Annotated in this window: 19 protein-coding genes and 1 tRNA gene; 7 read left to right on the top strand and 13 right to left on the bottom strand. The window is 70.7% G+C overall.

The window, feature by feature from the left end; all coding sequences use genetic code 11:
- Positions 1-50 precede the first annotated feature (50 nt).
- From ACFWJB_RS05475 to ACFWJB_RS05455, 5 genes are all read left to right on the top strand, one after another.
- Entirely contained in the window at positions 51-884 is an 834-nt protein-coding gene (locus ACFWJB_RS05475; RefSeq protein WP_386920403.1) for a hypothetical protein, read from the top strand.
- Positions 881-3,028 carry a hypothetical protein gene (locus ACFWJB_RS05470; RefSeq protein WP_386920402.1) on the top strand — a complete coding sequence of 716 codons (2,148 nt, stop codon included), beginning with the start codon at positions 881-883 and terminating at the stop codon, positions 3,026-3,028. Before ACFWJB_RS05475 ends, ACFWJB_RS05470 begins: the two co-directional genes overlap by 4 nt.
- A gap of 3 nt (positions 3,029-3,031) precedes the next feature.
- Positions 3,032-4,399 carry a PE-PGRS family protein gene (locus ACFWJB_RS05465; RefSeq protein WP_386920400.1) on the top strand — a complete coding sequence of 456 codons (1,368 nt, stop codon included), beginning with the start codon at positions 3,032-3,034 and terminating at the stop codon, positions 4,397-4,399.
- Positions 4,396-4,941 (top strand): Pycsar system effector family protein, encoded by a 546-nt coding sequence (locus ACFWJB_RS05460; RefSeq protein ID WP_385473196.1) that lies wholly within the window; start codon positions 4,396-4,398, stop codon positions 4,939-4,941. The genes ACFWJB_RS05465 and ACFWJB_RS05460 overlap by 4 nt, the downstream gene beginning before the upstream one ends.
- A gap of 456 nt (positions 4,942-5,397) precedes the next feature.
- Positions 5,398-6,375 carry a M48 family metalloprotease gene (locus ACFWJB_RS05455; protein WP_386920397.1) on the top strand — a complete coding sequence of 326 codons (978 nt, stop codon included), beginning with the start codon at positions 5,398-5,400 and terminating at the stop codon, positions 6,373-6,375.
- A gap of 76 nt (positions 6,376-6,451) precedes the next feature.
- Here ACFWJB_RS05455 and ACFWJB_RS05450 read toward each other — a convergent pair whose 3' ends face one another.
- The 11 genes from ACFWJB_RS05450 to ACFWJB_RS05400 form a co-directional block, all read right to left on the bottom strand.
- Positions 6,452-10,351: a DNA-directed RNA polymerase subunit beta' gene (locus ACFWJB_RS05450; RefSeq protein ID WP_385471522.1), complete on the bottom strand. Its 3,900-nt coding sequence runs from the start codon at positions 10,349-10,351 to the stop codon at positions 6,452-6,454.
- Positions 10,352-10,448: 97 nt separating this feature from the next.
- Positions 10,449-13,934, bottom strand: a complete 3,486-nt coding sequence (gene rpoB / locus ACFWJB_RS05445) for a DNA-directed RNA polymerase subunit beta (RefSeq protein WP_385471525.1) — start codon at positions 13,932-13,934, stop codon at positions 10,449-10,451.
- 578 nt (positions 13,935-14,512) lie between these two features.
- Positions 14,513-14,896, bottom strand: a complete 384-nt coding sequence (gene rplL / locus ACFWJB_RS05440) for a 50S ribosomal protein L7/L12 (protein WP_161166427.1) — start codon at positions 14,894-14,896, stop codon at positions 14,513-14,515.
- Between the two features lie 114 nt (positions 14,897-15,010).
- Entirely contained in the window at positions 15,011-15,541 is a 531-nt protein-coding gene (gene rplJ, locus ACFWJB_RS05435) for a 50S ribosomal protein L10 (RefSeq protein ID WP_385471529.1), read from the bottom strand.
- Positions 15,542-15,841: 300 nt separating this feature from the next.
- Positions 15,842-16,693, bottom strand: a complete 852-nt coding sequence (locus ACFWJB_RS05430) for a DUF1396 domain-containing protein (RefSeq protein WP_386920394.1) — start codon at positions 16,691-16,693, stop codon at positions 15,842-15,844.
- Between the two features lie 94 nt (positions 16,694-16,787).
- The gene (locus ACFWJB_RS05425; RefSeq protein WP_386920392.1) at positions 16,788-17,567 is read right to left on the bottom strand and encodes a hypothetical protein; all 780 of its coding nucleotides are present in this window, start codon (positions 17,565-17,567) and stop codon (positions 16,788-16,790) included.
- A gap of 142 nt (positions 17,568-17,709) precedes the next feature.
- A complete protein-coding gene (gene rplA / locus ACFWJB_RS05420; RefSeq protein ID WP_385471536.1) occupies positions 17,710-18,435 on the bottom strand; it encodes a 50S ribosomal protein L1 in 726 nt (241 codons plus the stop codon).
- An 81-nt stretch (positions 18,436-18,516) separates the two neighbouring features.
- Positions 18,517-18,951, bottom strand: coding sequence for a 50S ribosomal protein L11 (gene rplK, locus ACFWJB_RS05415; protein ID WP_006130605.1), 435 nt, complete (start codon positions 18,949-18,951; stop codon positions 18,517-18,519).
- Positions 18,952-19,120: 169 nt separating this feature from the next.
- Positions 19,121-20,008: a transcription termination/antitermination protein NusG gene (gene nusG / locus ACFWJB_RS05410; RefSeq protein WP_385471711.1), complete on the bottom strand. Its 888-nt coding sequence runs from the start codon at positions 20,006-20,008 to the stop codon at positions 19,121-19,123.
- A gap of 80 nt (positions 20,009-20,088) precedes the next feature.
- Positions 20,089-20,376 carry a preprotein translocase subunit SecE gene (gene secE / locus ACFWJB_RS05405; RefSeq protein WP_385471708.1) on the bottom strand — a complete coding sequence of 96 codons (288 nt, stop codon included), beginning with the start codon at positions 20,374-20,376 and terminating at the stop codon, positions 20,089-20,091.
- A 108-nt stretch (positions 20,377-20,484) separates the two neighbouring features.
- Positions 20,485-20,557: transfer RNA gene (locus ACFWJB_RS05400), tRNA-Trp, on the bottom strand.
- 261 nt (positions 20,558-20,818) lie between these two features.
- Here ACFWJB_RS05400 and ACFWJB_RS05395 point away from each other — a divergent pair.
- Together ACFWJB_RS05395 and ACFWJB_RS05390 are read left to right on the top strand one after the other, a co-directional pair.
- The gene (locus ACFWJB_RS05395) at positions 20,819-22,045 is read left to right on the top strand and encodes a pyridoxal phosphate-dependent aminotransferase (protein WP_386920389.1); all 1,227 of its coding nucleotides are present in this window, start codon (positions 20,819-20,821) and stop codon (positions 22,043-22,045) included.
- Between the two features lie 120 nt (positions 22,046-22,165).
- Complete coding sequence (locus tag ACFWJB_RS05390; RefSeq protein ID WP_386920387.1) at positions 22,166-23,206, top strand: adenosine deaminase; 1,041 nt, start codon at positions 22,166-22,168, stop codon at positions 23,204-23,206.
- Here the strand turns inward: ACFWJB_RS05390 and ACFWJB_RS05385 are convergent.
- Together ACFWJB_RS05385 and ACFWJB_RS05380 are read right to left on the bottom strand one after the other, a co-directional pair.
- Positions 23,187-23,855, bottom strand: coding sequence for a hypothetical protein (locus ACFWJB_RS05385; protein WP_386920385.1), 669 nt, complete (start codon positions 23,853-23,855; stop codon positions 23,187-23,189). The two genes, ACFWJB_RS05390 and ACFWJB_RS05385, sit on opposite strands and share 20 nt — an antisense overlap.
- Before the next feature lie 96 nt (positions 23,856-23,951).
- Positions 23,952-25,007 (bottom strand): UDP-N-acetylmuramate dehydrogenase, encoded by a 1,056-nt coding sequence (locus ACFWJB_RS05380; RefSeq protein ID WP_385471697.1) that lies wholly within the window; start codon positions 25,005-25,007, stop codon positions 23,952-23,954.
- Positions 25,008-25,040 lie beyond the last annotated feature (33 nt).

Genomic DNA, 25,040 nt, shown 5'->3' with positions numbered 1-25,040 from the left:
TCCGGCCACTCTGCTGCCCTGCACGACGCACACACCGTCGAAGGGCGACCATGACCAACCCCGTGAACCGCACGATCCTGCTGCTGGACATCGAGAGGTTCAGCGACCGGGACGACGTGGAGCAGGCGTATCTGCGCCGGATGCTCTACGACATCGCCGACCGGGCCCTGGAGAGCGCGGGCATCGACGAGACGCTGCGGCTGAGGGCCGACCGCGGCGACTCCGTCATGGAGCTGATCGACGCGAACGCCCCGGTCACGGCGCTGCTGCGGGCCCTGCTCACGGAGGTGCCCGCGCAGCTGCGGGCGGTGAACCGGATGGCGTCCCGCTCGGCGCAGATCCGGCTGCGGGGCGTCCTCGCCTCCGGCTGGGTCGCCGTGGACGAGCGGGACGGCTGGGTGGGCTCGGACCTGAACCACGCCTGCCGGCTGCTGGACGCGGCCCTGCTGCGCGCGGCCCTCGCGGAGCGCCCCGACGACTTCGCGCTGTGCGTCTCGGACGCGCTGCACGCCGGGGTCGTGCGGCACGACCACCCCGGCATCCCGGCGGACGCGTTCCACGCCGTGACGGTCGGGAGCAAGAACGGCCCGCTGAAGGCCTGGCTGCACGGGCCGGTGCCGGGCGCACCAAGCCACAGTGAGCGGGGGGAAGAGGTCCCGGTGCCGGGTGCCGACTCGGGGGAGCACCCGGCACCGGGACCGGAAGCGGCGCCGGCGCCCGCGACCGGAGGGGGAACGGCTCCGTCCGGCGGGGTGGTGTTCCGGTTCGACGGCGGCACCCCCTCGATCGGCGGCAGCCTCGTCGGCGGTGACCAGCACGGCGTCTCCGGCGGCCACGTCGCCGGGGACGTCCACCTGGGCCGGTCGGGAGGTGGGCCGGCGTGACGGTCCCCCCGGCGCAGGCGCCCGCCCCCGACCCGGCACCGCCGCACGATCCGCGGCCGGACGCCGACGCCACCGGCCCCGACGACGAACGGGAGCTGAGCCGGGAGGCGCGGGCCGCTCAGCGCGAGCTCGTCGCGCACACGCCCGGTTTCATCCTCGACGGGTCCGCCGCCGTCGGCGGCAGCCTGGTGGGCGGCGCCCAGCACGGTGTCTCCGGCGGGACCGCCCGCGATGTGTTCATGGGCAGGACGGAGATCCACCACCACGGCCCGTCGTCCCCGGCCGCGCCCGCCTCCGGCCGGATCCCCGGCACCCTGCTGGAGACCCTGGCGGCGGTGTTCGTCGACGGTCCCGTCTTCGCCACCGCGCTGGAGCGGCTGCGCGAGGAGCGTGTCCTGGTCATCTCCGGCGCGCACGCGACCGGCCGGCACGCCGCCGCGCTGATGCTCCTGCACCGCCTGGGCGTCCCCGCCGTGCACGCCCTCGCCACGGAGACCAGCCCGGCCGAACTCGGCGCCCGCCTCACCGCGCCGGGCGGTCACGTCCTGCGCGACCTGCCGCTCAGCCGCAACCGGCCCCTGCGGGACACCCACCTCTACGCGGCGCGCGACCAGCTCCGCAAGGCCGACGGCTACCTTGTGGTGACCGTCGAGAACTCGCCGTTCCAGCTCGGGACGGCTCCGTGCGCGTGGGTGCCGCCGGACCCGGCCGACGTGCTGCGCGCCCACCTGACCCGGCTGCGCGGCACGGACACCGAGGAGCTCCTCGCCCTCTCCCCGGTGCGGGACTTCCTGGCCCGCGGCGCCCACCGGCCCGCCGAGGCGGCCGGGTTCGCGAGGGTGCTGGCCGCGTACGACGGCAGCGCGGACGCCGTGTCCCGGCTCGCGGACTTCGGGCAGGCCGCGGTCGAGCAGCAGTGCCGGGAATGGCTCGGCGATCCCGACACCGCCCTGCGCGACAAGGCCTTCCTGGTCTCCCTCGCCGTCTTCGACCGGGCACCGTACGCGCTGGCCGCCGAGCTGGCCGACCGGCTCTTCGTGCACTTCCAGCGGCTCCAGCACCCCGAGGAACCGCCGGACATCCCCCTCTTCGGGCCCGCCGCCGACGTCCGGCTGGACCGGGCGCGGGCCGCCGGCGAGCTGTGCGACGTGGAGACCGAGTGGGGGCCGGTGCCGCAGCTCACCGCGTACTTCCGCAAGGAGGGCACGCCCCGCGTGCTGCTCACCGAGGTGTGGACGGGGCATCCGTCCACCCGTCCCGCGCTGGTCGCCTGGCTCCGGGAACTGGCCCGGGACGGGCGCCCGGTCGTGCGGACCCGGGCCGCGGCGGCCACCGCGCTGCTCGCCCGGGCCGACCTGCCCTCGGCGGTGGCCCTGCTGATCGACGGCTGGGCCGTCTCCAAGTCGTTCGGCCCCCGCGTCACCGCCGCCAACGCCCTCACCCTCGCGCAGCTCCTCGACGCGCCCGCCGTGCTGCGGCTGCTCACCCAGTGGTGCACGGACACCCACTGGGCCCGCCGCTGGACCGCGATCCGCGCCTTCGGCCTGCTCGCACCCCTGCGCCCCGGCCTGGCGGCCCCGGCACTGGGCGCGCTCGCCGCCCGGGCCCGGGCCGGGAACAGCAGCGCGGCCGAGGCCGACAACCTGATCCAGTCCACCGCCCTGCTGCTGTCCGTCGGCGTCCGCCGCGGCGAGATGCTCGCGGAACTCGTGCGGCTGCTCCACCACGACACGGCGACGGTCCGGGCGCTCGCGCTCGACGCGTTCGTCCGGGCCTGCGACAACGCGGAGGAGGGCGCGCTCGTCGAGTGGTACGCCGAGCACGGTATGTACGAGGCCGACACGGCCCGCGACCTCGCCGCCCTCTGGCGCACCGCTCTCGGGGACCGCGCCCACACCCGCGGGGCCCTCGACGCGCTGCACACCTGGGTGCACCTCGCCGCCCGGCGCGCGGACACCGAGCACGCCCTGCGGCTGCTGCTGCCCGCCCTGGTCGTGACCGCCGACGACCACAAGCGGCTGCGCCACGAACTGCACACGCTGCGCGCCCCCGACGGCGGCCCGCGCCCACCGGTCGCCGACCGGCTGCTCGACGTGCTCGCCCACGGCGGCGGCGCCCTTCCCACGCAACCTTCGAGGAGTTGACCCATGGCGGACTTCCGCCGTCAGCCGGAGTGGCAGCAGGACGCCCACCGGCACAGCACGCTGATCGACCCGGTCCTGACGGTGCGGCCCATCTCCCGCTTCGACCACACCGGCCGCCGGTCGGTGTCCGCGATCGACCACGCCCTCGTCTTCGCCACCGCCCGTGGCACGTACGACGCGTTCCTGCCGCCGCACCGCCCGAGCCGCACCGACGCCGCGACCCGCCGCTACGTCTCGGTCTACGAGGTGGACATGGGCAGCCACCCCGTCCGGCTGGAGCTGACGCTGCCCAGTGACGACGACGCGTTCTCCTTCGGCGCCTCGGCGGACCTCACCTGGCGGGTCGCCGACCCGATCGCGTACGTGGCGAGCGGCGAGCGGGACGTGCCGACGCGGCTGACCCGTGAGCTCCACCAGGCCGCCAGGCCGGTCAGCCGCCGCTTCGCCATCGAGGACAGCCCGGCCGCCGAGCGGGCGGTCCAGCAGGCCGTCGAGTCGGAAGGCTTCGCCGCCGGGGCCGGTCTCGCCGTCACCTGCACCGTCCGGCTGCGGCTCGACGACGAGGCGATCGCACACCGGCGGCGGCTGCGCAACCTGCGCTACGAGTCGGAGATGCTCGACCCCGAGCACGAGTTCCGGCTCCGGCAGGCGCGGCAGCAGCACGAGCTGGAGGCGCTGCGCCAGCAGCAGTCGCACGCTCTGGTCGCCGAGAAGATCCACTTCTACCAGTACTGGCTCCAGCACGGCGGCGCCGGCGCCTGGGCGCTGCACCTCGCCCAGCACCCCGAGGACACCAGGCTGGCCGTCGGCTCGCTCCAGAAGGACCAGCTCACGGCGATCAGGAGCGAGCTGGAGCTGATCGCCGGGGACACCCTGGAGGACTACCAGCGGGCGGAGTCGGCCCGCACGACGCTCCGCGCGGTCGACGACCTCCTCCAGCAGCAGACGCCGCCCCCCGCGGCCCTGCCCCCGGGCACCGGACAGCCGTACGCACCACCGCAGGCACCGGGCACCGGCCAGCCCTACGTACCGCCGCAGCCGCCGGACGCCGGACAGCACCCGCCCGCACCGCCGCAGGCGCCGGGCGCCGGACAGCCCCACGTACCGCCGCAGGCGCCGGGCGCCGGACAGCCGTTCGCACCTCAGCACCCGCAGCCGGCCGCGCCCCCGTACGGGCCCGGGCCCTCCCACCCCGACGCGGCGGCGTACGGCCCGCCCGGTCACCCGGCCGGCGCACAGGCTCCCGCCGCGCCGCAGCCGCTGCCCCCGCAGCCCCCGCAGCCCCGGCCGGTGCCGGGCCCGGACCCCGCCGTGCCCCCGCCGCCGCCCGTCACCCCGGCGCAGGCCGGTCCCGACGGCGGGTCGGCGTGACCGCCCCGGGCGTCCTCCCGCCCGCCGCGCCGCCCCCCGCCCCCGGCGGATCGCCCGCCGCGCCGGCCGCGGAGCGGCTGCTGGGCGAGCTGCGGAGCGAGATCGCCCGAGCCGACAGCAAGGCGGCCGTGCTGGTGGCGACGCTCGGCATGACGGCCGGCGTGTTCAGCGGTCTGCTGGCCGGACGGGACTGGACGCCGCGGGCGCTGTCCGACGCCGCCGCCGCCCTGTGGTGGGCGGGCACCGCCGCCCTGGCGTTCTCCCTGTTCGCCCTGCTCCTCGCCGTGCTCCCCCGGTTCGGGGGCGGCTCCTGGGCCCCCGGCCGGCCGCTGTGCTACTTCGGCGACATCCAGCAGGCGGTCCGCGCGGGCCGGCTGGCCGACGCGCTCGCCGCCACCGACCACGACCCCGCCGCCGCCCTCATGGCGGCCCTCACCGAGACCAGCCGCATCGCGGCGCGCAAGCACCAGTGGATCCGAACCGGGCTGGTCGCCTTCTGCGCCGGCACCGCTCTCCTGCCCGCCGCACTGCTCACCGGCTGACGTCCCCGCACCACAAGGAGTCGCGTCATGTCCCATCCGCCGGGCCCGCCGTACCCCGGGCCCTCCTCCCCGCACGCCCCGCACCCCCAGCAGCCCGCTCACCCCGCGACCCCCGCACCGGCGCCCCCGGGGCCCACCACGCACCCGCAGTACCCCGGACCCCCCGCGTACCCGGCGGCCTCCGCGCCCCCGCCCCCGTACCCGGGCACTCCGGCGCCACCACCGCCGTACCCCTCGGCGCCGGCAGCCCACCCGTACGGGACCGCTCCCGTCCACCCCGGCCCCACACCGTCCGCCTACGCGCCACCACCGCCCCACCCCTCGGCCCCGGCCGGCCACCCGTACCCGGCACCCCCGTACCAGGCGCCCCAGTCCCCCGCCCCGCAGTACCCCGCGGGCGGGCTCCCCCACCCGGCGCCCGGGGCCGCGCCCGCGCAGCCGGGTCCCGTGCCCTTCATGCCGCACCCGGCGACCGCCCCCGACGACCTCGACTACCGCCACCAGGGATCCCGCGTCCACGTGGCCGCGCGTCAGCGGGGCGCCGACGCCACCGCCCTAGGGCAGCTCGCGACCCAGATCCCGGGGTTCCTGGTGAGCCTCGTCGTGGTCGCGGTGTTCTCCCTCACGGCGTTCGGTCCGGTCCTGGGAACCGTGCTCCTGCTGGCCTGGCTGGCCTCCGGCGCCCTCGTCTTCCACCGGCCCACCGAACTGCTCTTCGCCCGGCGGGTGCTCAAACTGCGCGCCCCGCTCGCCGAGGAGAGGGCCCGCCTGGAACCGGTCTGGCGCGAGGTCACCGCCCGCGCCGGCATCGAGGGCGGCACCTACGAGCTGATGGTCCAGAACAGCACCGACCTGAACGCGAGCGCCGCCGCCGGACACGTCGTCGGTGTCACCACGTACGCCCTCAACCGGATCCCGAGCAGCAACCTCGCCGCGGTGCTCGCCCACGAGCTCGGCCACCACACCGGCGGTCACGCCTGGGCCGGTCTGCTCGGGTACTGGTACTCGCTGCCCGGCCGGATCGCCTGGGCCGTCGCCCGCGGGTTCGCCCGGGCCGCGCTCGCCGTCTCCCGCGTGTTCTCGGTGGCGGCGACCGGGGCCCTGTACCTCTTCCTGGGGGCCGTCCTGGTCACCGGCTTCCTGATGGCCTGGTACCTCACCGTCCCCCTCGTGGCGGCGCCGTACCTGCTCGCCTACGCCGGCCGCCAGGGCGAGCTGCGCGCCGACCAGGCCGCGGCCGCCCTCGGCTTCGCCCCGCAGCTCACCGAGGTCCTGCACCACTTCCAGGCCGAGGAGGACGCCGCGAAGGCCTTCGCCGCGGCCCACGGCAAGCGGCTGAAGCAGCCCTCCGGGCTCGCCAGGCTGCTCTCCTCGCACCCGGACAACCACACCCGCATGCGCGCCCTGGAACCCCACCTCCGGCGCGCGCTCTGACGCCCGCGCCCGGACACGCCGAAGGGCGGCCACCCCGCACGGGGTGACCGCCCTTCGGTCGTATCAAGCTGCCCGCTTACTGGTTGTACGGACCGTAGTCGTAGTCCTCCAGCGGAACGGCCTGGCCGGAGCCCGTGCCGAACGGCGAGTAGTCGATGTCGTCGTAGCCGACGGCCGAGTACATCGCGGCCTTGGCCTCCTCGGTCGGCTCGACCCGGATGTTGCGGTAGCGGGACAGACCCGTACCGGCCGGGATGAGCTTACCGATGATGACGTTCTCCTTGAGGCCGATGAGGCTGTCGGACTTGGCGTTGATCGCCGCGTCCGTCAGGACTCGGGTCGTCTCCTGGAAGGAGGCGGCCGACAGCCAGGATTCCGTCGCCAGCGAGGCCTTGGTGATACCCATCAGCTGCGGACGACCGGAGGCCGGGTGACCGCCCTCCTGGACCACACGACGGTTCTCGGTCTCGAACTTCGACCGCTCGACCAGCTCGCCGGGCAGCAGCTCGGCGTCGCCGGACTCGATGATCGTCACGCGGCGCAGCATCTGCCGGATGATGATCTCGATGTGCTTGTCGTGGATCGACACGCCCTGCGAGTTGTAGACCTTCTGGACCTCGCCGACCAGGTGGACCTGGACGGCACGCTGACCCAGGATGCGCAGCACGTCGTGCGGGTTGGTGGCACCCACGGTGAGCTTCTGGCCCACCTCGACGTGGTCGCCCTCGCCCACGAGCAGACGGGCACGCTTCGAGATCGGGTAGGCCGTCTCGTCGCTGCCGTCGTCCGGGGTGACGACGAGCTTCTTGGTCTTCTCGGTCTCCTCGATCCGCACGCGGCCGGAGGCCTCGGAGATCGGGGCGACACCCTTCGGGGTACGGGCCTCGAAGAGCTCGACGACACGGGGCAGACCCTGCGTGATGTCGTCACCGGCCACACCACCGGTGTGGAAGGTACGCATCGTCAGCTGGGTACCGGGCTCACCGATGGACTGGGCGGCGATGATGCCGACCGCCTCACCGATGTCGACCAGCTTGCCGGTGGCCAGGGAGCGGCCGTAGCACATGGCGCAGGTGCCGACCTGGGACTCGCAGGTCAGGATCGAGCGGGTCTTGACCTCCTCGACACCGTGGCGCACCAGCTGGTCGATGAGCACGTCACCGAGGTCGACGTTGGCCGGCGCGATCACCTTGCCGTCGATGACGACGTCCTCGGCGAGCATGCGGGCGTACACGCTGGTCTCGACGTCCTCGGCCTTGCGCAGCACGCCGTCCTCGCCGCGCTCGGCGATCCGCAGCTTCAGACCGCGCTCGGTGCCGCAGTCCTCCTCGCGGATGATGACGTCCTGGGAGACGTCGACCAGACGACGGGTGAGGTAACCCGAGTCGGCGGTACGCAGAGCGGTGTCCGCCAGACCCTTACGGGCACCGTGCGTGGAGATGAAGTACTCCAGCACGGACAGGCCCTCACGGAACGACGCCTTGATCGGACGCGGGATCGTCTCGTTCTTCGCGTTCGACACCAGACCACGCATACCGGCGATCTGACGCATCTGCATCATGTTGCCTCGTGCACCCGAGTTCACCATCATGAAGATCGGGTTGGTCTTCGGGAAGTTGTCGTTCATCGCCTCGGCGACCTCGTTGGTCGCCTTGGTCCAGATCGCGATGAGCTCCTGCGTGCGCTCGTCCTTGGTGATCAGACCGCGCTCGTACTGCTTCTGGACCTTCTCGTCCTGCGCCTCGTAGCCCTTGACGATCTCCTTCTTCGCCTCGGGAACGACGACGTCGGAGATGGCCACGGTGACGCCGGAACGGGTCGCCCAGAAGAAGCCGGCCGCCTTCAGGTTGTCGAGCGTCGCCGCCACGATGACCTTCGGGTAGCGTTCGGCGAGGTCGTTGACGATCTCGGAGAGCTGCTTCTTGCCGACCTCGTAGTCGACGAAGGGGTAGTCCTCGGGCAGCAGCTCGTTGAAGAGCGCGCGGCCCAGCGTGGTCTTCAGGGTGAAGGTGTCACCCTGCTGCCACTCGGGCTCACCCTCCTCGCGGGCCGGGGGCTGCCAGCCGCGGGGCGGGATGGTGCCCACCGGGAAGCGGATGTCGACCTTCGACTGGAGCGACAGGTCGCCCGCGTCGAACGCCATGATCGCCTCGGCGGCGGAACCAAAGGCACGGCCCTCGCCCTTGAGGTCGCGGCCCTCGCCGTCGGTGGTGAGGAAGAACAGACCGAGGACCATGTCCTGGGTCGGCATCGTCACCGGACGGCCGTCGGCCGGCTTGAGGATGTTGTTCGAGGACAGCATCAGGATGCGGGCCTCGGCCTGCGCCTCCGCGGAGAGCGGCAGGTGGACGGCCATCTGGTCACCGTCGAAGTCCGCGTTGAACGCGGTGCAGACGAGCGGGTGGATCTGGATGGCCTTGCCCTCGACCAGCTGCGGCTCGAAGGCCTGGATGCCGAGGCGGTGCAGCGTGGGCGCACGGTTCAGCAGAACCGGGTGCTCCGCGATGACCTCTTCCAGCACGTCGTACACGACCGTGCGGCCGCGCTCGACCATGCGCTTGGCGCTCTTGATGTTCTGCGCGTGGTTCAGGTCGACCAGGCGCTTCATCACGAACGGCTTGAAGAGCTCCAGCGCCATGGCCTTGGGCAGACCGCACTGGTGCAGCTTCAGCTGCGGGCCGACGACGATGACGGAACGCGCCGAGTAGTCGACTCGCTTGCCGAGCAGGTTCTGACGGAAGCGGCCCTGCTTGCCCTTGAGCATGTCGGACAGCGACTTCAGCGGACGGTTGCCGGGGCCCGTGACCGGGCGGCCGCGGCGGCCGTTGTCGAAGAGCGCGTCGACGGCCTCCTGGAGCATGCGCTTCTCGTTGTTCACGATGATCTCGGGCGCACCGAGGTCGAGAAGCCGCTTCAGGCGGTTGTTGCGGTTGATGACACGGCGGTACAGGTCGTTCAGGTCGGAGGTCGCGAAGCGGCCACCGTCCAGCTGCACCATCGGACGCAGGTCCGGCGGGATGACCGGCACGCAGTCGAGCACCATGCCCTTGGGGCTGTTGCTGGTCTGCAGGAACGCGGAGACGACCTTGAGGCGCTTGAGCGCACGGGTCTTCTTCTGGCCCTTGCCGGTGCGGATGATCTCGCGGAGGCGCTCGGCCTCCTCGTCGAGGTCGAAGGACTCCAGGCGCTTCTGCAGCGCCGCGGCACCCATCGAGCCGTCGAAGTACGTGCCGAAGCGGTCACGCAGCTCGCGGTAGAGCAGCTCGTCGCCCTCGAGGTCCTGGACCTTGAGGTTCTTGAAGCGGTTCCACACCTCGTCGAGGCGGTCGATCTCGCGCTGCGCACGGTCGCGCAGCTGCTTCATCTCGCGCTCGGCACCCTCGCGCACCTTGCGGCGCACGTCGGCCTTGGCGCCCTCGGCCTCCAGCTCGGCCAGGTCGGTCTCGAGCTTCTTGGCGCGGGCCTCGAGGTCGGCGTCGCGGCGGTTCTCGATCTGCTGACGCTCGACGGAGACGTGGGCCTCCAGCGACGGCAGGTCGCGGGTGCGGCGCTCCTCGTCCACGAACGTGATCATGTACGCGGCGAAGTAGATGACCTTCTCGAGGTCCTTCGGCGCCAGGTCCAGCAGGTAGCCCAGGCGCGACGGGACGCCCTTGAAGTACCAGATGTGGGTGACGGGGGCGGCGAGCTCGATGTGGCCCATCCGCTCACGGCGCACCTTGGCGCGCGTGACCTCGACGCCACAGCGCTCACAGATGATGCCCTTGAAGCGGACGCGCTTGTACTTGCCGCAGTAGCACTCCCAGTCCCGGGTCGGACCGAAGATCTTCTCGCAGAAGAGTCCGTCCTTTTCGGGCTTGAGGGTGCGGTAGTTGATGGTCTCGGGCTTCTTGACCTCGCCGTGGCTCCACTGACGGATGTCGTCAGCGGTGGCCAGACCGATCCGGAGCTCGTCGAAGAAGTTGACGTCGAGCACTATGCGTCAATCCCTCTCAGGGTTGTAAGTCTTGGGGTCTGAAACGGGGGTCCTGGGGCCGGCGGGCCTTGATCGCTCAAGGCCCGCCGGACTCCCGTCAGACCTCTTCGACGCTGCTCGGCTCGCGCCGGGACAGGTCGATGCCGAGCTCCTCCGCAGCGCGGAAGACGTCCTCGTCGGTGTCGCGCATCTCGATGGACATGCCGTCCGAGGACAGCACCTCCACGTTGAGGCACAGGGACTGCATCTCCTTGATGAGCACCTTGAAGGACTCGGGGATGCCGGGCTCAGGGATGTTCTCGCCCTTGACGATGGCCTCGTAGACCTTCACGCGGCCGGTGACGTCGTCGGACTTGATGGTCAGCAGCTCCTGGAGGGCGTAAGCGGCGCCGTACGCCTCCAGCGCCCACACCTCCATCTCACCGAAGCGCTGGCCACCGAACTGGGCCTTACCACCCAGCGGCTGCTGGGTGATCATCGAGTACGGACCGGTCGAGCGGGCGTGCAGCTTGTCGTCGACCAGGTGGTGCAGCTTGAGGATGTACATGTAGCCGACCGAGATCGGGTCCGGGAACGGCTCACCGCTGCGGCCGTCGAACAGCCGCGCCTTGCCGGACGGGAGCACCATGCGCTCGCCGTCGCGGTTCGGGATGGTGTGCTGCAGCAGACCCGCCAGCTCGTCCTCGCGCGCACCGTCGAACACCGGGGTGGCGACGTTGGTGCCGGGCTCGACCTGGTCGGCGCCGATGGCCTGCAGGCGCTGGGCCCACTCCTCCGCGAGGCCGGAGACGTCCCAGCCGCGGCTGGCGAGCCAGCCGAGGTGGATCTCCAGGACCTGTCCCGGGTTCATTCGGGACGGGACACCGAGCGGGTTGAGGATGATGTCGACCGGGGTGCCGTCCTCCAGGAACGGCATGTCCTCGATCGGCAGGATCTTCGAGATGACGCCCTTGTTGCCGTGACGGCCGGCGAGCTTGTCACCGTCGGTGATCTTGCGCTTCTGCGCGACGTAGACGCGCACCAGCTGGTTGACACCGGGGGGAAGCTCGTCGCCCTCCTCGCGGTCGAAGACGCGGACGCCGATGACCTTGCCGATCTCGCCGTGCGGGACCTTCAGCGAGGTGTCACGGACCTCACGGGCCTTCTCGCCGAAGATCGCGCGCAGCAGGCGCTCCTCGGGCGTCAGCTCGGTCTCGCCCTTGGGCGTGACCTTGCCGACGAGGATGTCGCCGGCGACGACGTCGGCACCGATGCGGATGATGCCGCGCTCGTCGAGGTCGGCGAGGACCTCCTCGGAGACGTTCGGGATGTCCCGGGTGATCTCCTCGGGGCCGAGCTTGGTGTCACGGGCGTCGACCTCGTGCTCCTCGATGTGGATCGAGGAGAGGACGTCGTCCTGCACGAGGCGCTGCGACAGGATGATCGCGTCCTCGTAGTTGTGACCCTCCCACGGCATGAAGGCGACCAGCAGGTTCTTGCCGAGCGCCATCTCGCCGTTCTCGGTGGCCGGACCGTCGGCCAGGACCTGGCCCTCGATGATCCGGTCGCCCTCGCTGACGATGACCTTCTGGTTGACCGAGGTTCCCTGGTTGGACCGGGAGAACTTGGCCAGGCGGTACGTGATGTACGTGCCGTCGTCGTTGGTGGTGGTGATGTAGTCCGCGGAGACCTCCTGGACCACACCCGCCTTCTCGGCCTTGACCACGTCGCCGGCGTCGACCGCGGAGCGGTACTCCATGCCGGTGCCGACGAGCGGCGACTCGCTCTTGATGAGCGGCACGGCCTGACGCATCATGTTCGCGCCCATGAGGGCACGGTTGGCGTCGTCGTGCTCGAGGAACGGGATCATGGCCGTCGCGACCGACACCATCTGGCGCGGCGAGACGTCCATGTAGTCGACGTCGTCCCCGGGGACGTAGTCGACCTCGCCGCCACGGCGGCGGACCAGCACGCGGTTCTCGGCGAAGTGGAACTCGTCGGTCAGCGGCGCGTTGGCCTGCGCGATGACGAAGCGGTCCTCCTCGTCGGCGGTCAGGTAGTCGACCTCGTCGGTGACCTGGCCGTCGACGACCTTGCGGTACGGCGTCTCGATGAAGCCGAACGGGTTGATCCGGCCGTACGAGGCGAGCGAGCCGATCAGGCCGATGTTCGGGCCTTCCGGCGTCTCGATCGGGCACATGCGGCCGTAGTGCGACGGGTGCACGTCGCGGACCTCGAAGCCGGCCCGCTCACGGGAGAGACCACCCGGGCCGAGCGCGTTGAGACGACGCTTGTGCGTCAGACCCGACAGCGGGTTGTTCTGGTCCATGAACTGGGACAGCTGGCTGGTGCCGAAGAACTCCTTGATGGAGGCGACGACCGGCCGGATGTTGATCAGGGTCTGCGGCGTGATCGCCTCGACGTCCTGGGTCGTCATGCGCTCGCGCACGACGCGCTCCATACGGGCGAGACCCGTACGGACCTGGTTCTGGATCAGCTCGCCGACGTTGCGGATGCGGCGGTTGCCGAAGTGGTCGATGTCGTCGGTCTCGACGATGATCGACCGGCCCGACTCGCCGACCGTCTCGGTCTCACCGGCGTGCAGCTTCACCAGGTACTTGATGGTGGCGATGACGTCGTCGGTGGTGAGCACGCCGGCGTCCAGCGGCTCGTCCGCGCCGAGCTTCTTGTTCACCTTGTAGCGGCCGACCTTCGCGAGGTCGTAGCGCTTCGGGTTGAAGTAGAGGTTCTCGAGCAGCGTCTGCGCGGCCTCACGGGTCGGCGGCTCGCCCGGACGCAGCTTGCGGTAGATGTCGAGCAGCGCGTCGTCCTGGCCCTGGGTGTGGTCCTTCTCCAGGGTGGCGCGCATGGACTCGTACTCGCCGAACTCCTCGAGGATCTGCTCGGTGGTCCAGCCGAGGGCCTTGAGGAGGACGGTCACGGACTGCTTGCGCTTGCGGTCGATGCGCACACCGACCATGTCGCGCTTGTCGATCTCCATCTCCAGCCAGGCACCCCGGGACGGGATGATCTTCGCGGAGAAGATGTCCTTGTCGGAGGTCTTGTCGATGGAGGAGTCGAAGTAGACACCCGGCGAACGGACCAGCTGCGACACCACGACACGCTCGGTGCCGTTGATGACGAAGGTGCCCTTGTTCGTCATGAGCGGGAAGTCGCCCATGAAGACGGTCTGGGACTTGATCTCGCCGGTCTCGTTGTTGGTGAACTCGGCGGTGACGAAGAGCGGGGCCGCGTACGTGAAGTCGCGTTCCTTGCACTCGTCGATGCTGTTCTTCGGGGGCTCGAAGCGGTGGTCGCGGAACGTCAGCGACATCGACCCGGAGAAGTCCTCGATCGGGGAGATCTCCTCGAAGATCTCTTCCAGACCGGACTTGGTGGGGACGTCGTGACCGGACTCCAGAGCCGACTCGACGCGAGCCTTCCACGCGTCGTTGCCGAGCAGCCAGTCGAAGCTCTCGGTCTGCAGCGCGAGAAGGTTCGGAACCTCGAGGGGCTCCTTGATCTTTGCAAAGGAGATGCGCAGCGGGGCGGTGCTGGCAGCGTTGTTCGTATTCGCGGTCGAGGCATTGCGCGAGGCGGCCAAGAGGGGGTCCTTCCGAGGGCTCGGACTCACTACGCGCGTACCGGCCCCTCTTCCTCGCACGGAGACAAGGGGTGCCTGATGTGGCCTAAAGCCAGGTCAGGCGTGCTCTGGTCGTCAGTGCTCGGGCGAGGGCAGACCCCTGGTGACGGGCAGGGGGCAGCTAACAGGCAGCGCAAAGGGACAGTGTAGCCACTTGGCACACTGATGTCCAGTGCGGGTTTCCCGAACCGTGTCCGCTCCTCGTTGTACTCACCACCTGCGGCAAGGCCTCGCCCTCAACGCACGGTGATACTGCCCTCTTCGCCGTCGATCCATGCCTCGGATTCGGATCCTGTGACGACGCGTCCTGAGAATTGCGCGCCGCGTGCGGTTCGTCAAGGCCCCCCTTGGCCAAACCGGCTGCCGTCCAGGGACTCTCAGGGTCCCGGAGACGGCACGACGAAGATCACCCTACTCTCCGCCGACGGCCGTGCAAGGCAGCCGCCGCCGGACCCCCTGAACGCCGAAGAGCGACCACCCGGATGGATGATCGCTCTTCGGTGCTTGCGCGTTACAGGCCCTGAGGGACCTGTGAGGTCTTACTTGACCTCGACCGAGGCGCCGGCGCCCTTGAGGGACTCGGCGGCCTTCTCGGCCTGCTCCTTGTTGACCTTCTCGAGGACCGGCTTCGGGGTGCCGTCGACGAGGTCCTTGGCCTCCTTCAGACCCAGGGAGGTCAGCTCACGCACGACCTTGATGACCTGGATCTTCTTGTCGCCGGCACCGGTGAGGATGACGTCGAACTCGTCCTTCTCCTCCTCGACCGGGGCGGCCGGGCCACCCTGGGCCGGGCCCGCGACGGCCACGGCGGCGGCGGCGGTGACGTCGAACTTCTCCTCGAAGGCCTTCACGAACTCGGAGAGCTCGATGAGGGTCATCTCCTCGAACTGGGCGAGCAGGTCTTCCTGGCTGAGCTTCGCCATGATGGCGGTCCTTCCACTAATTCGGCAGGTGCCGGATGTACGGGGTGAGGCGGGCGTACGTCGGGCCCGCGTCGGCTCTCGCCTCAGGCGGCGAGAGCCGGAAAGCGAGCCGAGTTACTCGGCACCGCCCTGCTCGTCCTGCTTGGCACGGAGCGCGTCCACGGTGCGGACGAGCTTCGAGGGGAGCGCCTGGAAGAGCTGAGCAGTCTGCGTCTGCTTGCCCTTGAAGGCACCCGCCAGCTTGGAGAGCAGAACCTCGCGGGACTCGAGGTCCGCAAGCTTCTTGATCTCGTCGGCGGACATCGCCTTGCCGTCAAGGACACCGCCCTTGATGACGAGATTCGGGTTGTCCTTGGCGAAGTCGCGCAGACCCTTCGCCGACTCCACCGGGTCACCGGTGACGAAGGCGACGGCCGTCGGACCAGCGAAGAGCTGGTCGTCGAGCGTGATCCCGGCCTCATTGGCCGCAATCTTGGTCAGCGTGTTCTTCACCACGGCGTACTGGGCGTTCTCACCGAGCGACCGGCGCAGCGTCTTGAGCTGCGCCACGGTGAGACCGCGGTACTCGGTCAGCACGGCGGCGTTGGAGCTGCGGAACTTGTCCGTCAGCTCGGCAACCGCGGCAGCCTTTTCGGGCGTCGCCATAGAGCCTCGGCCTCCTTCCGGGTGATTCGGACCGCGCGGACCCGAAGGAGGACTGGGGAAAACGAAACGCCCCGGCGCAGGCGCACGGGGCGTGGCTCGACCGGTCATACGCGCTCGGGGCGCGGACTCCGGGAGCTCATCCACTGTCACCTGCGCGGGTCGTCCGCAGTTCAGCGGATCCTTCGGCCACCGTGCCCTCTCACGAGCACACGGCAACGACCAGCGGTCTTTGGCTTCGGTAGGAGCGTACGTGAACGGGGCAGCGGCAGGCAAATCCGCCCCTACGGCGACCGGGCGGGCTCAGCTCTCCTGGCCCTCCTGCATCATCTCGGCCAGGTCGACCGTCTCCCCGGCCGGCGGGGCGGTGACCTTCACGGGCTCGTTGAAGCCGAGGAAGGTGACGGTCATGTCCAGCGGGCCCTTGTCCGCGTCGCCCCGCATGCGGAACTGCTTGGCCTGGTCGTCGCCGTCGATCCACATGTCCATCGTGAGCTTGTCGACGCCCATCTTCTGGTACTGCTCGATGCTCTTGCGGCGCTGGTCCCGGGTCGCCTTGTCCTCGTCCTCGAGGGACTTCTCCAGGGTGTCGAGGGTGACGGTGCCCTTGTAGTGCGTGGTCTCGACGCCGTCGACGGTCTCGGTGCCGACCTTCTCCACGTCCTTGGCGCCGGTGAGGAAGGTGGACTCGGCCGCCGGGTTCTTGTCGGCCTGGGAGGCACTGCCGAGCTGGTTGAGCTCCTTGTCGGCGCCCATCGCGGCCAGGTCGAACTTGATCCAGCTCTTGCCGTCCATCTCCTTGGCCGCCTCGGCACCCCCGTTGAGGTAGAGGGCCTTGTCGACGAGCCGGATCTCCGCGCCGGCGTCGGCCCCCTGGTCGGGCGCCTTCATCTTCATGGCCATCGCGACCACCGGCTTGAGCTGCATCTGGGCCTCGGCCTCGACGCGGCCCTCCTCGGGGGCCCGGCCGGTCAGGCGGTAGCGGAGGGAGCTGATGTCCTCCGTGTTCTTCGCCGCCTTGGCCACGGCCGCGGCCGGCGTCATCCCGGGGGACGTGTCCGCCCCCTCGTCCTTCGAACAGCCCACCGCGCCGGCGGCGAGCAGCAGTGCGGCCAGCCCGGCTCCCACGGGCACGCGCACGGAAGTCTTCGTCATGGTTCCCCCCACGGGACACAGGAAATGAACGGCCGTCACACAGCCAGGACGCGAGAGTAGCCGAGACGGTTCGGGTGATCCCGGAATTTCCGGCTCAGGAGCCGCCGCCCGACGGCTTCACCAGCTCCGTGAAGTCCGCCGTGTCGGCCGCCGGGGGCTTCTCGACGGGTACGTCGAAGCCGTAGTCGCTGTAGTAGGCGGTCTGGGCCAGCTCCCCCGTCTCCGTCCGTCCCCGCTCGGTCTTCTTCACCAGCAGGTCCTGCCCGTCGACCCAGATGTCCACGGTCCGCGTGCCGTCGCCGTCCACCGTGCCGGACCAGTGCGTGGTGCGCCGTCCGCGGGTCGTCTCCTCGCCGACCTCGTGCACGTCGTCGGAGGCGAGCAGCAGCCGCACCGCCTCGTCCGGGGCGATGTCGCGCATCCGGTCCGCGAAGCCGGCGCCCGCGCCGCCGCCGCGGTCCTCCAGGTCCGCGTAGGCGTACTTGATCCAGTGCCGGCCGCCCGCCCGGGCGGCGAAGGCGTCGCCCATCCTCGCGTAGTAGGCGTCGGGCAGGTAGCGGGCCTCCATGGAGGTGGTGCCGAGCCGGCGCATGGCCGCGGCGGTCGTCCCCCCGGTGTACGTGATCGTCAGGGTGCCGGTGAGGCCGTCGCTCCAGCCGAGGGCGCCGGAGGCCTTCAGGGACAGCTCGTCGCCCACGACGGTCGTGGACTCGACCCACGCCGAGCCGGCCCGGCCGGTGGCGCGCTCCACGGCCCGCAGCGGCTCCGCCGCCGGACCCGGCCGGCCGTCGGAGGGGATGCACGCGGTCACGCACGCCAGTACCGCCGTCAACGCGATCGAGAAGGCCGTACGGCCCGCCCTCGTGCTCGTCATGTCCCACCCCTGCCGCGTCACCTGCCCGCACGCTAGCCCAGGCGTCCCGCTCCCGTACCGGAAAACCCGCGTCCGGAAACGGGGACGGGCCCCGCACCTCGGAAGGTGCGGGGCCCGTGAACCGGTGGGGCGAGCCGTTGGCTCAGACCGCGGCCGGGTCCTCCTCGACGAGGAGGTTGCGGGTGCGGTTGGAGTCGAGCGGGATGCCGGGGCCCATCGTGGTGCTGATGGCGGCCTTCTTGATGTAACGGCCCTTGGCGGCGGACGGCTTCAGACGGAGGATCTCCTCCAGCGCCGCACCGTAGTTCTCCACCAGCTTGGTGTCGTCGAACGACGTCTTGCCGATGATGAAGTGCAGGTTCGAGTGCTTGTCGACGCGGAACTCGATCTTGCCGCCCTTGATCTCGGTGACCGCCTTGGCGGTGTCCGGGGTCACGGTGCCGGTCTTGGGGTTCGGCATGAGACCACGGGGACCGAGCACGCGGCCGAGGCGGCCGACCTTGCCCATGAGGTCCGGGGTGGCGACGACGGCGTCGAAGTCCAGACGGCCCTTCGACACCTCGTCGATCAGCTCGTCGGCGCCGACGATGTCGGCGCCCGCGGCACGCGCGGCCTCGGCACGGTCACCGGTCGCGAAGACCAGGACCCGGGCGGTCTTGCCGGTGCCGTGCGGGAGGTTCACGGTGCCACGGACCATCTGGTCGGCCTTGCGCGGGTCGACACCCAGGCGGAAGGCGACCTCGACGGTGCCGTCGAACTTGGTCGTGGAGGTCTCCTTGGCGAGACGGACGGCCTCGAGCGGGGCGTAGAGCTTGTCCCGGTCGACCTTGGCGTCCGCAGCGCGGAGAGACTTGCTGCGCTTGCTCACTACTGCTCCTGTTGGCTTCTTAGGAGTCGTGGTCCGGGCCGAGCAGGCCCCGCCACTTCTGCTTGCTTACGGGGGTGGAGGTCAGCCCTCGACCGTGACGCCCATGGAACGCGCGGTGCCGGCGATGATCTTCTCGGCGGCGTCCAGGTCGTTGGCGTTGAGGTCGGGCATCTTGGTGGTGGCGATCTCGCGGACCTGGTCACGCGTGATCTTCGCGACCTTGGTCTTGTGCGGCTCGCCGGAGCCCTTCTCCACGCCCGCGGCCTTGAGGATCATCTTGGCGGCCGGCGGCGTCTTGGTGATGAAGGTGAAGGAGCGGTCCTCGTAGACCGTGATCTCCACCGGGATGACCCAGCCACGCTGCGACTCGGTCGCGGCGTTGTAGGCCTTGCAGAACTCCATGATGTTGACGCCGTGCTGACCCAGCGCGGGGCCGACCGGCGGAGCCGGGTTGGCGGCACCGGCCTGGATCTGGAGCTTGATGAGCCCCGTGACCTTCTTCTTCTTGGGAGGCATAGCTCTCCGGGTCCTTTCGATTCGGGTCCTGCCCGCATCCGGGGAACCACCCGGACACAGGCATACCGCACAACGATAACGGGTATGGATGCGCGGCCAAAAACCGAGCAGGTCAGACGACGCGCGAGCGTCGTCTGACCTGCTCGGAAGCGGTACGTCCGAAGAAGTGCTAGTTCTTCTGGATCTGGTCGAAGCTCAGCTCGACCGGGGTCTCGCGGCCGAAGATCTCGACGAGGCCCTTGACCTTCTTCGAGTCGGCGTTGATCTCGTTGATCGTGGCCTGCAGCGTGGCGAACGGGCCGTCGGTGACGGTGACCGAGTCGCCGACCTCGAAGTCCAGGACCTGGACCTCGACCTTGCGCTGCGGAGCCGGCTTGCCCTCGGCCTCGGCGGCCTCGCGGGCGGCCTTCTCCTCGGCCTCGGGGGCGAGCATCTTGACGATCTCGTCCAGCGTCAGCGGGTACGGGTCGTAGGCGTTGCCCACGAAGCCGGTGACGCCGGGGGTGTTGCGGACGACGCCCCAGGACTCGTTGGTCAGGTCCATGCGGACCAGGACGTAGCCCGGCAGCTTGTTCTGGCGGATCGTCTTGCGGTCGCCGTTCTTGATCTGGACGACCTCTTCCTGCGGCACCTCGGCCTGGAAGATGTAGTCCTCGACGTTGAGCGAGACGGCGCGCTGCTCGAGGTTGGTCTTCACGCGGTTCTCGTAACCGGCGTAGGTGTGGATCACGTACCACTCGCCGGGCAGGACGCGCAGCTCCTGGCGGAGCTTCTCGATCGGGTCCAGCTCGGGCTCGGGCTCCGCGGTCTCCGCGTCCTCGGCCTCGGCGTCCTCGGCGTCCGCGTCGGCGGACTCGTCCTCCGTGGCCTCGACCTCGTCCTCGTCCTGGACCTGCTCGGCCTCGTCCTCGGCGACGACGGCGTCGGCAGCCTCGACCTCGGCGGAGGTCTCGGTGTCCTCGTTGTCCGCGCCCTCGACAATGCCGAGCTCGTCCTCGACGGACTCGACAGCCTCCCCGCGAGGCTCAACGGCGTCGTTCACGTTCGGGTCAGACACGGTGGCTGCTTCTTCCTGGATACATAGGGGTGGAACACGCGAAAGGGGCGCCGGGTACCTCGGCGCCCTTCGCTCTCGACTCAGCCGAAGACGTACTTGGCGGCGTGGCTGAAGCCATAGTCAATCAGAGTCACCAGGCCGATCATGATGACCACGAAGATGATCACGACCGTGGTGTACGTCGTCAGCTGGTTGCGACTGGGCCAGACGACCTTGCGGAGCTCCGCGACGATCTGGCGGTAGAAGAGCGCGAGGCGCTTCAGCGGACCCTTCTTGGCCCGCTTGCCGCCCTTGCGGGTCTTCTTCTTGGAGTCCGGCGCCTCGTCCTGGGCATCAGGCATGTCGATGGAGCCCACGGCGTCCGTCACTCGTCCTCACCTGATTCCGGGTCGTGGCCGTGCCGCGCCCGGTCTGAGCCGCACGGCGTTGCATTGCTGTACGTACATGCGCACACATCCTGGCGAAGGTGTGTGTAGCAGGGCCGGAGGGACTTGAACCCCCAACCGCTGGTTTTGGAGACCAGTGCTCTACCAATTGAGCTACGACCCTTTGTGTGTCCCCCAACGTACCGCATCCGACCGGATGCTTGGTGTGCACCGGCTGAGTGCGGGCCGCTGAAGGCCAACGAGTGGAGAGTGTACGTGTTCCCGGGCCGGGCGTCGAACAGAAAGCACCCGGGGAGCACCACCCCGACGAAAGATCGTCCTGGCCGCGACGCCGATCCGGACTGGTGTTCAAGGGTTTGCCCGGTGTTGTTCAGTACGTGAAACCGCTGTGCCGCGCGGGTTACCGGTCTGAAACGATGGGTCCATGAGCGCTGCAACCCCTCCCACCGAGCGCCGGGTCTCCGCCCGAGTCGGCGCGATCTCCGAGTCCGCCACCCTCGCCGTGGACGCCAAGGCCAAGGCCCTCAAGGCCGCCGGACGACCGGTGATCGGCTTCGGCGCCGGTGAACCCGACTTCCCGACGCCCGGCTACATCGTCGAGGCCGCGATCGAGGCCTGCAAGAACCCGAAGTTCCACCGCTACACGCCGGCCGGCGGACTGCCCGAGCTGAAGGCCGCGATCGCCGCGAAGACGCTGCGCGACTCGGGCTACGAGGTCGACCCCTCGCAGATCCTGGTCACCAACGGCGGCAAGCAGGCCATCTACGAGGCGTTCGCCGCGATCCTCGACCCGGGCGACGAGGTCATCGTCCCGGCGCCGTACTGGACGACGTACCCCGAGTCGATCCGGCTGGCCGGCGGTGTGCCGGTCGAGGTCGTCGCCGACGAGACGACCGGCTACCGGGTGAGCGTGGAGCAGCTGGAGGCCGCGCGCACGGAGAAGACCAAGGTCGTCCTCTTCGTGTCGCCCTCGAACCCGACGGGTGCCGTGTACGGCGAGGCCGAGACCGAGGCGATCGGCCGCTGGGCCGTCGAGCACGGCCTGTGGGTGCTCACCGACGAGATCTACGAGCACCTCGTCTACGGCGACGCCGTCTCCGTCTCCATGCCGGCGCTGCTGCCCGAGCTGCGCGACAAGTGCATCGTGGTCAACGGCGTCGCGAAGACGTACGCGATGACCGGCTGGCGTGTCGGGTGGGTCATCGGCCCGAAGGACGTCGTCAAGGCCGCGACGAACCTCCAGTCGCACGCCACGTCCAACGTGTCCAACGTCGCCCAGGCGGCGGCGCTGGCCGCGGTCTCCGGCGACCTGGACGCCGTGGCGAAGATGCGGGAGGCCTTCGACCGGCGCCGCAGGACCATCGTGCGGATGCTCAACGAGATCGACGGCGTGCTGTGCCCGGAGCCGGAGGGCGCGTTCTACGCCTACCCGTCGGTGAAGGAGCTGCTCGGCAAGGAGATCCGCGGCAAGCGTCCCCAGAACAGCGTGGAGCTGGCCGCGCTGATCCTGGAGGAGGCCGAGGTCGCGGTGGTACCCGGCGAGGCCTTCGGCACGCCCGGCTACCTGCGGCTGTCGTACGCGCTCGGCGACGAGGACCTCGTCGAGGGCGTGAGCCGGATCCAGAAGCTGCTGGCGGAGGCGCGGGACTGACCTCCGCTTCCCCGCAGGGCGCCCCGTGATGTCACGGGGCGCCCTGTTTGTTTGTGCGAGCAAGACCACGTACGGGGAAAGTGCTGTCCGGCCGGGCGTGTCGTGCGGCAGGATCACTGAATGGAGCGCGTACGTGATCTCTCTGAACTGCCGAAGGCCCATCTGCATCTGCACTTCACCGGGTCGATGCGGCCCGCCACCCTGCTGGAACTGGCCGACAAGCACGGCGTGCGGCTGCCCGACTCCCTGACCGAGGCGCTGACCAGCGGGGAGCCGCCGCGCCTGCGGGCCACCGACGAGCGGGGCTGGTTCCGCTTCCAGCGGCTGTACGACGCGGCGCGGTCGTGTCTGCAGGAGCCGGAGGACATCCGGCGGCTGGTCCGGGAGGCGGCGGAGGAGGACGTGCGGGACGGCTCGGGCTGGCTGGAGATCCAGGTGGACCCGACGTCGTACGCGCCGCGGCTGGGCGGGCTGATCCCGGCGCTGGAGATCATCCTGGACGCGGTGGAGACGACCGTGCGGGACACCGGGATCGGGATGCGGGTACTGGTCGCCGCGAACCGGATGAAGCATCCCCTGGACGCGCGCACCCTGGCCCGGCTGGCGGTGCGGTACGCGGACCGCGGCGTGGTCGGCTTCGGGCTGTCGAACGACGAACGGCGCGGCATGGCGCGGGACTTCGACCGGGCGTTCGCGATCGCGCGCGAGGGCGGGCTGCTGTCGGCTCCGCACGGGGGCGAGCTGACCGGGCCGGCGTCGGTGCGGGACTGTCTGGACGACCTGGAGGCGGACCGGATCGGGCACGGCGTGCGGGCGGCGGAGGATCCGCGGCTGCTGAAGCGCCTCGCGGACCGGCAGGTGACCTGCGAGGTGTGTCCGGCGTCGAACGTTGCCCTGGGCGTGTACGAGAAGCCCGAGGACGTGCCGCTGCGGACCCTGTTCGAGGCGGGGGTGCCGATGGCGCTGGGCGCGGACGACCCGCTGCTGTTCGGCTCGCGGCTGGCGGCGCAGTACGAGATCGCCCGGCAGCACCACGGGTTCACCGACGCGGAGCTGGCGGAACTGGCCCGGCAGTCCGTGCGGGGCTCGGCGGCGCCCGACGGGGTGAAGGACAAGCTGCTGGCCGGCGTCGACGCCTGGCTCAGCCCCCCGGCCGTCTGAAGTGGGCGTACGGCGGGTACGGCTTGAAGGCGAGCACGATCTCCGGGTGCCGCCACGGGTCGGGGTCCGGGGCCAGTTCGCCGTGCAGGCGGGTGACGAACGCCGCGCGCCCCTGGGTGACGCCCTTCTGCCGGGGTCCCCGGCCGGCCGCCTCGGCCAGGGCGGTCGCCGCGGAGGCGAAGGCGGTCCGCTCGCCGATGAGGAAGTACGTGCGGGCGTGCGTGGTGTGGCGCAGCGGCTCGCGGGCGTGGGGCCGGTCGAGCCAGGCCCGGGCGTGGCGGGCCGTGCGCGCCTCGTCGGTCCGGACGGTGAGCGGTGTGCCGCGGCCCAGCCCGCGGCGCAGCTCGGGCCACTTGGTGGGTCGCAGTCCCGCATCGGGGTGCGCCAGGACCAGGTCGACCAGCTCGCCCTGTCCCTCGTCGGGCGGTACGCCGTCGCGCAGGGGGACGTGCACGACCGTGTGGCGTGAGCAGGCGGCGAAGGAGAACAGGCCGGCGAGCCGGTTCAGCCCGTCGTGGTCGCCCATGAGCATGCCGTAGGCGTTCTCCGGGTCGCGCAGCGAGGTGTGGCGCAGGGGTGTGCGCGGCTGGACCACCCGGTGGGTGTGCGGGCCGGTGCGGGGGCGGTACTCGGTGAGTCTCAGCCGCATGGGGGACGCCTCATGGTCCGAGCGTGCCGGTCGGGAGGGCCGGCCGGCAACGGGGATTCCGCCCGGCGGCGCGGTCCCGGCCGGGCGCTCGGCACCCTAGAGGCTGACGCCGACCGTCACCGGCTCGTTGACCAGGGTGACGCCGAAGGCCTCGTGGACGCCGGCGACGACCTCGCGGGCCAGCGCGAGGAGGTCCTCCGTGGTCGCCTCGCCGCGGTTGGTGAGGGCGAGGGTGTGCTTGGTGGAGATGCGTGCGGGGCCGGCGCCGTAGCCCTTGGTGAAGCCGGCCTTGTCGATCAGCCAGGCCGCGGAGGTCTTGACGCGGCCCTCCCCCGCCGGGAAGGCGGGCGGCTCGACGCCGGCGCCGAGCCGCTCGTCCACCCGGGCGCGGAAGGCCGCGAACTCCGCGTCGGTGAGGATCGGGTTGGTGAAGAACGACCCGGCCGACCAGGTGTCGTGGTCCTCGGGGTCCAGGACCATGCCCTTGCCGGCGCGCAGCCTCAGTACGGTCTCGCGGGCGGCGGCCAGCGGCACCCGGCCGCCGGGCTCGACGCCGAGGGCGCGGGCCGTCTCGGCGTAGCGCAGCGGGGCGGAGAGTCCGCCGGCGTCCTCCAGGGCGAAGCGGACGCGCAGGACGACGTACCGGTCGGGTTCGGCCTTGAAGCGGCTGTGGCGGTAGGCGAAGGCGCAGTCGGCGTTGGCGAGGGTGACCGTGTCGCGGTTCCTGCGGTCGTAGGCGATCACTTCGGTGATCGTGGAGGAGACCTCCTGGCCGTAGGCCCCCACGTTCTGGATGGGGGTGGCGCCCGCCGAGCCGGGGATGCCGGCCAGGCACTCGATGCCGGCGAGCCCGGCCTCGACGGTGCGGGCGACGGCATCGGTCCACACCTCGCCGGCCGCGAGCTCCAGCGTCGTACCGTCGAGCGAGAGGCCGCGCGTGGCGATGTGCAGGGCGGTGCCGTCGAAGCCCTTGTCGCCGATGACGAGGTTGGATCCGCCGCCGATCAGCAGCAGAGGGGTGCCGGTGTCGTCGGCCTCGCGGACGGCGGCGATCACCTCGGCGTCGGTGGTGGCCGTGATCAGCCGGGTCGCGGGGCCGCCCAGCCGGAAGGTGGTCAGCGGGGCGAGGGGGGCGTCGTGGATTTCCTGCACGCGCCCAAGACTACGAGACGGCGCCGGCGGCCC

It is taken from the genome of Streptomyces sp. NPDC127100, from assembly GCF_042724095.1.
Classification (GTDB): Bacteria; Actinomycetota; Actinomycetes; order Streptomycetales; family Streptomycetaceae; genus Streptomyces.
The sequence above is the reverse complement of the archived record's forward strand: the minus strand, read 5'-3'. Positions and strand labels throughout refer to the sequence as shown.